The 12385-nt window shown below is 43.8% G+C and carries 11 protein-coding genes; 4 read left to right on the top strand and 7 right to left on the bottom strand.

The genetic code is table 11. The features are described 5' to 3' along the window. Positions 1-15: 15 nt before the first annotated feature. Positions 16-777: a copper homeostasis protein CutC gene (locus tag K5L93_RS00750; protein ID WP_220718049.1), complete on the top strand. Its 762-nt coding sequence runs from the start codon at positions 16-18 to the stop codon at positions 775-777. Position 778: 1 nt separating this feature from the next. Further along, positions 779-2623, top strand: coding sequence for a glycerophosphodiester phosphodiesterase (locus K5L93_RS00745; RefSeq protein WP_220718048.1), 1845 nt, complete (start codon positions 779-781; stop codon positions 2621-2623). A gap of 30 nt (positions 2624-2653) precedes the next feature. On the opposite strand, the gene K5L93_RS00740 is transcribed toward K5L93_RS00745, so the two are convergent. Genes K5L93_RS00740 through K5L93_RS00715 form a run of 6 tightly spaced genes read right to left on the bottom strand, consistent with a single transcriptional unit; the run spans position 2654 to position 7016 of the window. Continuing rightward, complete coding sequence (locus tag K5L93_RS00740) at positions 2654-2941, bottom strand: TfoX/Sxy family DNA transformation protein (protein WP_220718047.1); 288 nt, start codon at positions 2939-2941, stop codon at positions 2654-2656. 15 nt (positions 2942-2956) lie between these two features. Beyond that, a complete protein-coding gene (locus K5L93_RS00735) occupies positions 2957-3919 on the bottom strand; it encodes a 5-oxoprolinase subunit C family protein (protein ID WP_220718046.1) in 963 nt (320 codons plus the stop codon). Next, a complete protein-coding gene (locus tag K5L93_RS00730; RefSeq protein ID WP_220718045.1) occupies positions 3912-4574 on the bottom strand; it encodes a 5-oxoprolinase subunit B family protein in 663 nt (220 codons plus the stop codon). The genes K5L93_RS00735 and K5L93_RS00730 overlap by 8 nt, the downstream gene beginning before the upstream one ends. A 5-nt stretch (positions 4575-4579) precedes the next feature. Beyond that, complete coding sequence (locus K5L93_RS00725) at positions 4580-5323, bottom strand: 5-oxoprolinase subunit PxpA (protein ID WP_220718044.1); 744 nt, start codon at positions 5321-5323, stop codon at positions 4580-4582. A gap of 9 nt (positions 5324-5332) precedes the next feature. After that, positions 5333-6235: a LysR family transcriptional regulator gene (locus K5L93_RS00720; protein WP_220718043.1), complete on the bottom strand. Its 903-nt coding sequence runs from the start codon at positions 6233-6235 to the stop codon at positions 5333-5335. A 19-nt stretch (positions 6236-6254) separates the two neighbouring features. Beyond that, complete coding sequence (locus tag K5L93_RS00715) at positions 6255-7016, bottom strand: YciK family oxidoreductase (protein WP_220718042.1); 762 nt, start codon at positions 7014-7016, stop codon at positions 6255-6257. Positions 7017-7166: 150 nt separating this feature from the next. Between K5L93_RS00715 and K5L93_RS00710 the strand changes: the two genes are divergently transcribed. Beyond that, positions 7167-9623, top strand: a complete 2457-nt coding sequence (locus K5L93_RS00710; RefSeq protein ID WP_220718041.1) for a VolA/Pla-1 family phospholipase — start codon at positions 7167-7169, stop codon at positions 9621-9623. 109 nt (positions 9624-9732) lie between these two features. Next, positions 9733-10758, top strand: coding sequence for a protease SohB (gene sohB, locus K5L93_RS00705; protein ID WP_220718040.1), 1026 nt, complete (start codon positions 9733-9735; stop codon positions 10756-10758). A gap of 64 nt (positions 10759-10822) precedes the next feature. On the opposite strand, the gene astB is transcribed toward sohB, so the two are convergent. After that, a complete protein-coding gene (gene astB, locus K5L93_RS00700) occupies positions 10823-12163 on the bottom strand; it encodes an N-succinylarginine dihydrolase (protein ID WP_220718039.1) in 1341 nt (446 codons plus the stop codon). Between the last annotated feature and the right edge of the window lie 222 nt (positions 12164-12385).

Genomic DNA, 12385 nt, shown 5'->3' with positions numbered 1-12385 from the left:
TAAGTGGTTAGCTGTTTGATTTCTTCAGGCTCTTTTAGTTATACGCTGGAAATTTGTTGTTATAGTGAAGATGACATTATTAGCGCCATCCAAGGCGGAGCTACGCGCATAGAGTTATGTGCAGGTCAGCGTGATGGAGGTACTACACCTAGTTACGGCGCACTGCTGCAAGCCCGTCAATATCTGCCACAAATTGACATTGTGGTAATGATTCGCCCCCGTGGTGGAGACTTTTGTTATAGCCGTAATGAACTACAACAAATGGTCGAAGACATTAACTTAGTTAAGCAGTTAGGGTTTAATGGCGTGGTGTTTGGTGCGTTAACTCACCAAGCTACTGTTGATCTTGATGCCTGCAAGCGACTTATTGGCGCTTCTACTAATCTAGCTAGCACTTTTCATCGCGCGTTTGACTGTATTGCTAATCCTACGAATGCTGCTAAGCAACTTAGCGAGTTAGGCATTAATAGAGTGTTAAGCTCTGGACAGCAAAACAAAATAGAGCAGGGAGTCGACTTGATATTGACCCTACAGCAACAATATCAAGATATCGAATGGATAGTGGCTGGGGGTGTTCGTGCTCGCAACCTTTCTATGCTTAAAAAGCAGGGAATAAAGCATTTTCATAGTGCCGCCTCAGAGCCTTTAATTAGCCCATTTGATACCCGTTATGCTTTAGCAATGGCAGCTGATAAGGATCCACAATTGGAATTACAACGTGCACAGGTCTCTCAACAAGAAGTCAGTTCCATGGCCTTAGCTCTAGAGCGTAATTAATATGTTGCCAAACTTACTGCATCGTATTCGCCATTTCGTTTATTACTTGGCAAGCTCATTAAAGAATCGCGGCATAGCTATGTTTGGAGCTTATCTGTTAGTGCAAGCTAGCTGGCTCGCCATATTTGCGCCTTTGTCGATAGTGGTGAGTGAAGCCTTGATGTCTTGGTATGGGCTAAAGGGAGTCGCTAATCAGGAGCTATTAGCCTTCTTTTTGTCGCCCAGCGGCTATTTATTCGCTATTTGGCTAGTCGCGATGGCCTTATTTAACTTCTTTTTGCAGCAGGGGGCTTTAACCTTGTTGCTTGCGCAGCACGAAGTGAACAAACGTTCGGTGTCGCAAGCGATACGTTTACTGGTTAATCGTGCTTGGACAATCGCCAGGTTAGCGTTTTTGCAATCTGCCTTGCTAATTAGCATTAGCTGTACACTGTTGTTTATTGGCCGTTGGTTGTTTGGCTTAATGTTAGCCGACTGGGATATTAACTATTATCTAGACCAGCAACGAAATCAGCTTTGGTTTTATTTTGCTGCCTTAAGTATTGGTGGCTTACCTTTAGCCGTTTGGCTGGGAGCTAAATGGCTTAATTGGTGGTTTGCCTTGCCATTTTGCATGCTGCAGAAAAAGGCTCTGCTTGCACAGCTTAAAGATTCAACTCAGCTAAGTTATGGACAACGTAAGCTGATTTTGTGTTTAAACTTAGCCTGGTTAGCCTTACGTACAATTGTATTCATTGCGGTAATTACCAGTTTTATTTGGTTACTTCGACTTAGCCTAAATTGGTGGGCGCCAGAAGATATTACTCCGTTGGTATTGTTTCTATTCAGTGCCATGGTGTTAGCAGGTGGTACCATTCTTAGTTTTATAGACACCTGGCTATACGCCAGTATTCAGTTTTATCTGTTTAAGGTTTTACTTAAGCAACATCAAGAAACAATTAGCAATGAACATCAGCAAGTATTAAATGAGAGTCATCGTGTGCACCTAGGGCTGCGGCTAATGTTTATAGCTGTGCTGTTATTGGGTGCAACTGAAATGCACGAAGATATCGAAGCCTTTAATCAACGTTTTATCGAACCTAGAACCATGCTTGTGATGGGCCATAGAGCTGGAGGTTGGTTAGCTTTAGAAAATAGTTTAGAAGGTTTACAGAAGTCTATTGATCTAGGTCTACCAGTAACTGAGATAGACGTACAGCTAACTGCTGATAAGCAAATTTCAGTGATTCACGATCGTGATTTACGCCGCTTAACGGGGAGTGATTTAGTGGTGTCAGAAAGCCCCTTTGCACTGATTCAACAGGCCTTTGTTGACGCCGGATTTAGCCAACCGCAGGCCTTACCTTATTGGCTAGATAAGAGCGCCAACAAGATTACCTTAAATATTGAGCTTAAACGCTACAACAATTCTCTAGCCTTGGTTCCGGCGCTACTAAAGGCTTTAAAGGAATATCCATACCCGGTCATCATAAGTAGCTTGGACATTGAGCTGCTTGAAGAATTAAAACAGCAAATAAGCGATACCGAATTAGCAAATAGGATTAGCACTGCCTTTATTGCAGCAGCCAGTTTTGGTGAGTCAGTGGTTCAACAAAATGTTGATATGTTGATCGTGAACCAACAATGGGTGAACGCTTGGCGACTATTTAGCGCCCAGCAGCGCGGCCAAGAAGTACATGTTTGGACAGTTAACAATGCTGCAGACGTTGAGCGACTTTACTATTTGCGGGTAAATGGGGTGGTTACTGATTCACCAATAATGGCTTTAGAAACCCTAGAGCGACTAAACGGTTTAAGCGACATTGAGCATATTGTAAATAGTTTGCGTTATTGGCTAGCACTCTAAATTCGGTAGTAGGTAGAGTTTAAATTCAGCTTACTTAGGTGCTAGGCCAAGTTCATCTAGCTTGAATAAAATTTCTGTTTTATGCTGTTGTTTAATCTCTTGCCAATGGCGGTTTTCTCTTGCACCGATTATCGCGTAGATAGAGTTTAAACCAGTGCCTTTTACTCGGGCTTTTAAACGTGCATAAAGCTGGTAAGGATCGATGGCCATAAAGTCTTCGACGGAGTGAATATCTACCTCTGCCAATATTTCTTCGCTGCGTGGACCAAACCCTTTTAAGTCTCTTAGTCGCCTTGGTTTAGCTGGTGATCTAGTCATAGTGGTTTTAGCATTTTAGTTGACTAAGCTGAAGAAGTTTTCAAAGGTTAGCCAACGTTGTCGTTGTTCCTCAACACTGCTTACGTAAAAGCTTATGCTTTGTTTTGGATGCCGCTGGTTTAAAGCAAACAGGTCTAGCCGAGAGATACAACCTAATTTGGGATAACCACCAATGGTTTGTCTATCAACAGACAGAATTATCGGTAAGCCGTTGGGGGGGATTTGCACAGCGCCTAAAGCTATTGCCTCTGATTCTTTAGTTTGGGGAACATTTTTTATAGCTATGCCTTTTAATCTCACCCCCATGCGGTCGCTTAACTCGCTGATTTGGTAGTCCTGTTGTAAAATTTGCTGCCGTTGTTGCGGACTAAATGCGTGAAACTGATAGCCCGGAATAAGCGCGAGTTTCAAGTGTTCTTTATAGTTTGGAATAAACTGATGCGGTGTTTGTTTCACTGGAGTGGAGGCCAGTTGCTTAGCACTTTTTATAGAATAAAGGAGTTTGTCATTTTGCTTTAAAGCCCGACCGTTAAAGGGGCCTAAAGCCTGCTTTGGTGAACTGCTTACGCTATGTAGCTCGCTGTTGAGTATAAAGCCGCCTTGTATGGCCAAATAAGCTCTTAGTCCTGATCGACTAGCGCCCATGTGTAAGGTTTGACCGGCTTCCACATCAATACTTTGCCAGGTGGCAATTGGCTTGTTGTTTGCTTTATTTATCTCAAAGCTAAGCGGCACTGCTGCGCCACATACTGCAATCTGGCAGGCTTGCTCAAAATGTAGCTTAGCGCCACCAAAAGTGATTTCTAGGGCAGGGCTGTTAACGGGATTTGCTAACAAGCGGTTAGCCCAATTAAAGGCATGCTTGTCTGCAGGACCTCCTGGGCTAACGCCGATGTGTTGAAAGCCAATACGCCCTTGATCTACAACTAACATCTGCGGACCGCTGCGAAGCACGGTGAGTGAGGCTGCTTTAGTCACTGCTGTCTCCGTAGCTGAGAAATTCCTTATAACTGAGCTCAACAAAGCGCACTTGATCACCTACCGTTAACGGGCACATAGGATTGAGATGTTTATCAAATAGCTTTATGGGGCTTTGGCCAATGATGTGCCAACCACCGGGGCTGTCGCTGGGATATACTGCACTCATATCTTCAGCAATTGCTAGGCTGCCAGCTGGTACTTTGCTTACGGGAGTGGATTTGCGAGGCAGTTTTAGCTGTGGGTTTAGTCCGCTTAGGTAAGTAAAGCCCGGCATGAAGCCAATCATCTTCACTTTATAAATGCCTTGTTTATGCAGCTCAATAACTTGATTAACACTGAGCTGGAGTTGCTGAGCTACCGCCGATATATCTGGCGCCAACTGTTCTGCGTAGCAAACTGGAATATCAAAAACTTGGTGATTAGTACGTTTACTTAATTGCACTTCAAACTGCTGAACAGCTATGCCTATCGATTCGAACTGCGTTTGGCTATTGCCGATGCAAAGTAAAGTATCGCTGGCCACGATAATATCAGTGATGTTAGTAAGCTGGTTTTTCAGAAAATTCGCTAAATTAGGCAGAGCTTGGCAGTGGGGGGCTGATATGCTGCTTACTAGCACGCTATCTTCGTTAACATAATCGATGCAGTACATACTGACTAGTCTTTCTTTGAGTGTTGGATTTGCTGCTTGATGGCTTGAACCAGCTTAACCGCTGCTTGATTGTCGCCATGAACACACAGGGTATCGGCTTCTACTTCTAGTAAGCTGTCGTCAGCGCAGCATAAGCTTTGTTGCGTGAGTAACAAGTTTACTTGTTCCAATATGTGTTCTTTGTTTGAGAGTACCGCTCCAGTTTGACTACGTGCTTGTAAACTCCCGTCGCTTAAGTAGCGTCTATCACAAAAGGCTTCTTTGATTAGCGATAGTTGGTATTTTTCTGCTAGCTCACTGATAAAGCCATGGCATTGAGTGGCATGTACCATTAGCTGAGGAACCTGATTGAGGCCAGCTAGTGCTTTGCATACAGCTTCGAATATAGCCGGCTGTTTATGCATGTCGTTATATAAAGCGCCATGTGGTTTTACATAACTTAAGTTAAGCTTATGAAACTGGCATAACGCATCCAAAGCGCCTATTTGCGCGAGCAATAGGTGAGTGAGCTCGTCAGCTTGATAGGGGATAGAACGCCGGCCAAAGCCAGCTATGTCTGCGTAACTTGGATGCGCTCCTACAGTGACAGAATATTGCTTGGCTAGCACTAATGTGCGACTCATTACATTGGGATCAGAAGCGTGCCCACCACAAGCGATATTGGCAAGATCGATATGGGGCATGAGTTGCTTATCAACCCCCATTTCCCATACGCCAAAGCTTTCTCCCATATCGCAATTTAGTAGCATCTACTTTCCTTAACGTAATGATTTACAATGTTGGATCAACAGCTTTGAAAAATGCTGACCGGCTGGGCCCAGTAGTTCTGGGCGTGGCACTACTAGGTAGGTAACCAATGACTTGGCCGCACCGCCACTTACATTAAGTTCAACCAAACTGTCATCTTCGAAATGCGGTTGAGCGATATGTAGTGGCAGCCAAGCAAAGCCTAAACCCTGCTTAAGTACTTCTACTACGCGATGAAAACTACTAAAGGTCCAGCGCTGTTCGGCGCGTAACCAACCTCTATCTTGTTGAGGGTTTTTTCCTGTATCACGGATCACCAGTTGAACGTGTTGTATCACTTCGTCTATCGAGACTGGTTGTGGCATTTTAGCTAAAGGGTGATTGCGATGAACAACTGGAACTAAGGTGACGACGCCGAGCCGCTCTCCCAATACACCTTTAGGCAAGTGAGCGGTGATCACTAGGTCAAATTCACCTTCGGCTATAGCATCATCAGCGCCACTTACTACGGTATCAATAACTTCGACACGAGTACCTCTACTTTCTGGTAGAAAGGCTTTAAGTGCTTTAATAACGGGAGCTTGTGGCTGAATGATTTCACACGCTAAGCTCAATTGTGGTTCCCAACCTTGCTCTAGACTTGCCGCGAGTAATTCTAGCTCTTGGATGTTTTGGCTAAGCAATTTACTGCGCCTTAGCATTACTTCGCCCATCGGGGTTAAGTAGGCTTTGCGACCTTTCACTTCAAGCAGCTGAATACCAAGTAAGTTTTGTAACTTACTGACAGCATGGTTCAGTGAGGATTGGCTTTTGTTTAGCTGACTGGCGGCTTGTGCGTAGCCACCATAATCCACAACGGCCTGAAAAATTCGCCACTGCTCTAAGGTGCTTTTGGCGCGAAATGGCTTGCTCATCGTTCGCTATCCTAACTAGTTACTTAGGTTGCGCATCTAAGCTAGTGCCTGTTACCCCAATGCTAGCGTCACTCATTAGGTATAAGTAATTAGGCATAATATCTAGCGGTGTTTTTAGTGTTTTTGGATCTTCGCCGGGGTAGGCTGTTGCGCGCATTAAAGTACGGGTTGCGCCTGGATTTATACAATTACTGCGTAATCCGGTTTTATCAAATTCGTCTGCAATTACTTGAGACATACCTTCAATAGCAAATTTAGACACCGAATAACCGCCCCAATATGCTCGGCCTTTTTTACCAACACTTGAAGAAGTAAAAACTAATGAGGCATGGTCACTTTTAAGCATTAACGGAACTAAAGCTTGGCTAAGTAAGAACTGTGATTTTACATTTACCTGCATAAGTTGATCCCAAAGATCTTCTTCTATTTGCACGTATTGGCTTAACACCCCCAAATGCGCAGCATTAAGCAGTGCGCCATCTAATCTGCCAAATTGGTTTTCGATGGTGGCCGCCATATCAAGATAGTTTTGTTGAGTTGCGCCTTTTAAATCAAGGGGAATAATGGCGGGTTTTGGTGCGCCCAAAGCTTCAATTTCATCATATACAGCCTCAAGTTTTTTAACTGTTCTTCCTAGCAAGATCACTGTTGCACCACATTGTGCAAAGGATAAGGCGGCTTGGCGGCCAATGCCGTCGCCCGCACCGGTTACTAAGATGACCTTGTTTTGTAGCTCATCACTGGCTGCTTGGAAGTGTTGAGGAGAGGTTTCCGTGCTCATTTTTTATTCCTGTAGATGTGCGTTGGTGCACAAATATTTGATTAACAATTAAACAAGTGTTTAACACCTGGTTAGACCTGTTGCAAAAATGTAAACAAATGTTTAAGGTTTCTTTGAAGAAACATACTATAAAAAAAGGAATTAGCTAATATGCGTCTGTCCCGAATAGCTACAGCAGTCACTCTATTTGCATCAGTTACTATAGCGGGTTGTGGTAGTAGCAACTCGCCATTTGATTTTGGTAATGATATCACGCCAAATGAGCCAAACTCAGTAAAAATTCGCTACAATCCTCTTAACAATGATGTATCTACACCAAATAACTTGTTGTTTAACGGTAGCTTAGACGGGACGATTAACCTACCAAGTGAAGCCGCTATTGCGCTTACTCAGCAGTATCAAGATATCACCAACGTATTAGGCGCCTTAGACGGTTGGCAAACCAGTGTGCCGTTTTCAATTCCTTTAGCCTACGGCGATGATGACGCGGAATACAATGAAGAAATTGATACAAAGTTAGATGCAAGTTCTTTCCCAGCTGGCGTGTTGTTATATAAAGTTCGCGCTTCTGGTTTTGCAGATACTTGTGCTGACGTTACTGAAAATGGGGGCAGTTTTGTGGCAGGGCAAACTTGCCGCGTTGATGAACAGCTTGTTTACGGTGAAGACTACATAGCTACCTTTAGTGATGGCAGCCTAATTGTTACTCCATTAGTACCCTTTGCTCCTGCGACTTCATATATGGTGGCAATCACCGATCAACTGTTAGATGAAAATGGTCGAGGTGTTGCCGCCGGAGAGGCCTACCAGTTATTGAGTTCTCCAATTAGTGCTGATGATAATGTCACGGTGCAAAGCTTGAAATATTTAACAGCAAATAACCACACCTTGTTGGCCGCGGAAGGCGTAACAGCAAATGTAAGTTACTCAGCAGTGTTTACCACTCAATCGGTAGGAAGTGTGTTAACAACTCTACAACAGATTTATGGTGGTATGGCACTAAACAACTTACTACCTATGAGTGCACTTGTTGATACGGGCACTACAGCGCAAGATGTTGCCAATGCTGCTCTTGGTACTAGCCAACCAGGCTTTGTGGTCGCTAAGTACTTTAAGTCTTCCTTGGCAGTGCCTTATTATTTATCAGACCTTGATAATCCTGATCTTACTGGTGCGGATGTCAATAAATGGGCACAAGCTAAGACAGATAGCCCGGTAGCTATTTTGCAATTGCTGCAAACCAATGCGGATTTTGCTGATCAAGGCAGTGCAACAAGTTTTTGGGCCCAGGCCGGCGCAAAAGGTTTTGACGTTGCTACATTTGGTGGCTTAGTGGCAGGCGGTGATACAACAAGCGCTGGACAAATGCTTGCTCAGGCAGATTTGGCAGGGCTTACTTATATGCAAGACGGTGAAGCGATGCCAGTTGACTCACATCGCCATCTTACGGCTTATAACCCTGTTCCAGAAACTAAAAGCACCGCGGTTTTAGACTTAGATATTTATTTACCTGATGAAACCTTAACTGGCAATGCCATGCCGGCCGAAGGCTGGCCCGTAGTGATCTTCCAACATGGTATTGGGTCGGTTAAAGAAACCGCTGCGGTTATTGCTGCTAGCTATGCAGCCCAAGGTTACGCAGTTTTGGCTATGGATTTGCCTTATCATGGTAGTCGTGGGTTGGATTTGACCGGTGATGGTAATGCTGAAATCAGTGCTAATGAAGATCCTCAAGTATTCGCCAACTTAGGTAGCTTTTTAAGTATTCGTGAAAATTTACGTCAATCAACAGCAGATTTACTTGCAGTGCGAGCTGCCTTACAAGCTGCAGGCGCGCCTGCTGAACTAGACGGCAGCAAAGTACATTATGCCGGTCAGTCATTAGGTGCAATTGTCGGTGTTGGTCCAGCATCTATTGCTGATACGGTAAACGTAAGCGGTTTTGACATTGATTACAGCCTACAAAGTGTTTCGCTTAGCGCACCTGCTGGAGGTTTGGCTGGGGTATTCCAAAACTCACCTAGTTTTGGTCCAACCGTAGAAGCGGGTTTAAAATCTAATCCTGGTTACTTAGCGCTGGTTGCTGCTGGCCTTGGCTTTGAAGACACTGACACAGCAACAGCCTTAGAGCAGTTTGCGGTATATCAAGCCACTTACCCAGAAGCAGCGCAGCTGGTGATTGACTCTAATTATCCTGCATTTGCGTCAATTTTTGGGTCGTTAGCGCAAACAGTAGTTGATGGAGTAGATCCAATTAACTACGCGCAATCCGGTTTTGCTATGCCAGTACTAGTGCATGAGATTGTGGGTGATGGCAGTGAAGATAGCGGTGATCAGGTTATTCCAAATAGCCTTGCAACACTACCGTTAGTTGGCACCGAGCCGCTGATCTCGTCAATGGGTCTAGAAGGTACCGAAGTTACCTCAGCAGGTAGTTATGCGGTGCGCTTTAGCCAAGGCTCGCATAGCTCACTGATTTCGCCTGCAGCTAGTTTGGCTGCTACTGTTGAAATGCAAACCCAGTTTGTTAGTTATGCAGTAAGTGCTGATGCTGGAAATGCTAGTGTTGTGGTGAGTGATAGTACGGTAATTGCTCCGGCTCAATAAGCACTAAGTTATCGGTTCTAAGGCCTGCATCGCGCAGGCCTTTTTTGTTACTTGGTTCAGTGTGCAAGCTATGGTACTAATAGCAGCTCGAAAATATGAGGGCAGAAGTTTGGATTTTTTGATTGAGTTTGGATTGTTTTTTGCGAAGGCCTTAACGATTGTTATCGCTATTATTGCTGTAGTTGTGGTTGTGATTGCCGCTTCTTCTAAAACTAAGCACAAAAGTGGCGAGCTTGAAGTGACGGATTTAAGTGAGCAACACAATGAGGTTGAGGAAAAGCTTAATCATAACCTCATGAGCAAAGAGCAACTTAAACAGCATAAGAAGCAACTAAAGCAACAACAAAAAGAAGAGAAGAAAAAAGGCGAAGAACAAACTAAACCACGATTGTTTGTTATCGACTTTAAAGGCAGCATCGACGCCAAAGAAGTAGCCAGTTTACGTGAAGAAGTTTCTGCGGTACTTATCGCAGCGAAGCCAGAAGATGAAGTATTAGTTCGTTTAGAAAGCGGCGGCGGCATGGTTCACGGATATGGTTTAGCGGCTTCTCAGTTAAAACGGATTAAAGCAAAAGGCATCACACTTACTATCGCAGTTGATAAAGTTGCCGCAAGTGGTGGTTATATGATGGCTTGTATCGCTGATAAGATTATCGCAGCGCCGTTTTCCATCGTTGGTTCAATTGGCGTGATTGCGCAATTGCCAAACTTTAATAAAGTATTAAAGAAAAACGACATTGAATTTGAACAGGTAACTGCTGGTGAATTCAAACGCACCCTGACCATGTTTGGCGAAAATACCGATGAAGCCCGCAAGAAGTTTCAATCTGAACTAGAAGAAACCCACGTTCTATTTAAAGAGTTTGTTCAAGAGTTTCGTCCTCAGTTGGATATAGCAAAAGTAGCTACTGGCGAACATTGGTACGGTACTCAAGCATTTGCTTTGGAATTGGTTGATGAAGTCTCTACCAGTGACGATTACTTGATGCAGCAGTTTGATGAGAAACAAGTTATCCAGTTTAAATACCATACTAAGAAGAAATTAGCCGAAAAGCTCAGCCAAGCGGCAAGCATTGGAGTAGAGCGTGGTGTAATGAAAATTATGCAGTCTCAACCTTGGGATTGGACCAAGTAATAGCAAGCTAACCAATAGCAACGAGAAAGCCTGACCTTAGTCAGGCTTTTTTGTATTTATTCAGTTAGGCTTGTTGGAAAGGGTAAACAGAACCTAAGTGTAAGATTTGGGTTAGCTCATCCAAAGCGGTATTCACTTCGGTGATTAACTGAGGGTCGCGTAAATCATCAAAAACCAAGCTATCTCTATAGTGCTTATCAACCCATTGGTTTAGCGTACTAAATAGTTGCTCATTCATGATGGTGTGTTGGTTTACTGCAGCTAATTCCATGTCGTTTAATGCAACTCGTAAGCGTAAACACGCTGGGCCTCCACCGTTACTCATACTCTGTTTAACATCAAAGTAGTGTACTTGATTAATTGGAGTATCTCGGCTTACTAAGTCTTCTAAATAAGCTCTAACTTGGGCCGATTCTTGACAGTTTGTCGGTGCAATAATTGCCATTTCACCTGGTGCAGTGGTAACGATCTGTGTATTGAATAAATAAGTTTTCACTGCTTCTGAAACACTCACCTCATTGTCGCTAACTTCTATGAAATGCAGCTTATTATCGCCGAAACGCTGCTGAATATTCTGAAGTTGTTGTTGAGTGTTCAAAAAGGCTTGCTGATGGTAAAACAGCACATTTTGGTTGCCCACCGCAATCACATCGTTGTGGAAAACCCCTTGGTCAATTACTCCAGGGTTTTGCTGGATAAAAATCGCAGTGTCTTGGTCTAACCCATGTAAGCGAGCTACGGCTTGGCTTGCTTCTAGGGTTTGCCTTGCGGGAAACTTTTTAGGAGCAATTACGCTGGCATCTGCAGCGGAGCGGCCATAAACAAATAGTTCTAAACCTGCTTCGCCGTAATTTGAACACAATCGGGTATGGTTAGCCGCACCTTCGTCGCCATAGTAGTCGTTTTCGGGTAAATGTTGATGGTGTTCAAAATATTTACTATCAGCAAAAACGGCTTTTAAAATATTACCGGTAACTTGTGGCTCAATAGAGCGATGCAGCTTATTAGTTAAGTTTGCTGGGGTGAAATGCACTTTGCCATTTTCGGTGTCTGCGCTAGGCGATACGGTGGCTGCATTGGCAGTCCACATGCTTGATGCCGAATAACTAGCGAGTAGGGCATCAGGCGCATTTTTTGCCGCTTGTTGTAACACTTGACTATCGTTACCGGTAAAACCGATACGACGAAGAAGATTGAGATCGGGACGTTGTTGAGGAGCTAGCACGCCTTGGGTAAGCCCTAAGTCATGCAAGGCCTTCATTTTTAATAGACCTTGCTTGGCAGCTTCTTTAGGATTTGAGGCATTTTGGGCATTGGATAAAGAGGCAACGTTGCCAAATGAAAGACCCGCATAATTGTGGGTTGGGCCAACTAAGCCGTCGAAGTTGACTTCAAAATGTTTCATAGTCTTCCTTTTACTACGCTCACTTAAAAAATGAGTTATCTTTAATTGAAAAATTTGACACCAATGGTTATTTGTATTGGCAGAAAAAGAAAATCAAGCGTATAACACTACGCTTTACTGGGATTTTCAGATGTTATCAGTTTGTATCTTGGTGGTCGAGTGATTAATTATTCGCCCAATAAACCAAAGATGCAAAAAAGTTATTGACCTATGCTAAGTCTC

The sequence above is a fragment of the Agarivorans litoreus genome (assembly GCF_019649015.1).
In the GTDB taxonomy this organism is placed as follows: Bacteria; Pseudomonadota; Gammaproteobacteria; order Enterobacterales; family Celerinatantimonadaceae; genus Agarivorans; species Agarivorans litoreus.
The sequence above is the reverse complement of the archived record's forward strand: the minus strand, read 5'-3'. Positions and strand labels throughout refer to the sequence as shown.

Coding starts and splice junctions, on each gene's coding strand:
- K5L93_RS00745 (WP_220718048.1), top strand. CDS start 779: ATGTTGCCAAACTTACTGCATCGTATTCGCCATTTCGTTTATTACTTG.
- K5L93_RS00740 (WP_220718047.1), bottom strand. CDS start 2,941: ATGACTAGATCACCAGCTAAACCAAGGCGACTAAGAGACTTAAAAGGG.
- K5L93_RS00730 (WP_220718045.1), bottom strand. CDS start 4,574: ATGTACTGCATCGATTATGTTAACGAAGATAGCGTGCTAGTAAGCAGC.
- K5L93_RS00725 (WP_220718044.1), bottom strand. CDS start 5,323: ATGCTACTAAATTGCGATATGGGAGAAAGCTTTGGCGTATGGGAAATG.
- K5L93_RS00720 (WP_220718043.1), bottom strand. CDS start 6,235: ATGAGCAAGCCATTTCGCGCCAAAAGCACCTTAGAGCAGTGGCGAATT.
- K5L93_RS00715 (WP_220718042.1), bottom strand. CDS start 7,016: ATGAGCACGGAAACCTCTCCTCAACACTTCCAAGCAGCCAGTGATGAG.
- K5L93_RS00710 (WP_220718041.1), top strand. CDS start 7,167: ATGCGTCTGTCCCGAATAGCTACAGCAGTCACTCTATTTGCATCAGTT.
- astB (WP_220718039.1), bottom strand. CDS start 12,163: ATGAAACATTTTGAAGTCAACTTCGACGGCTTAGTTGGCCCAACCCAC.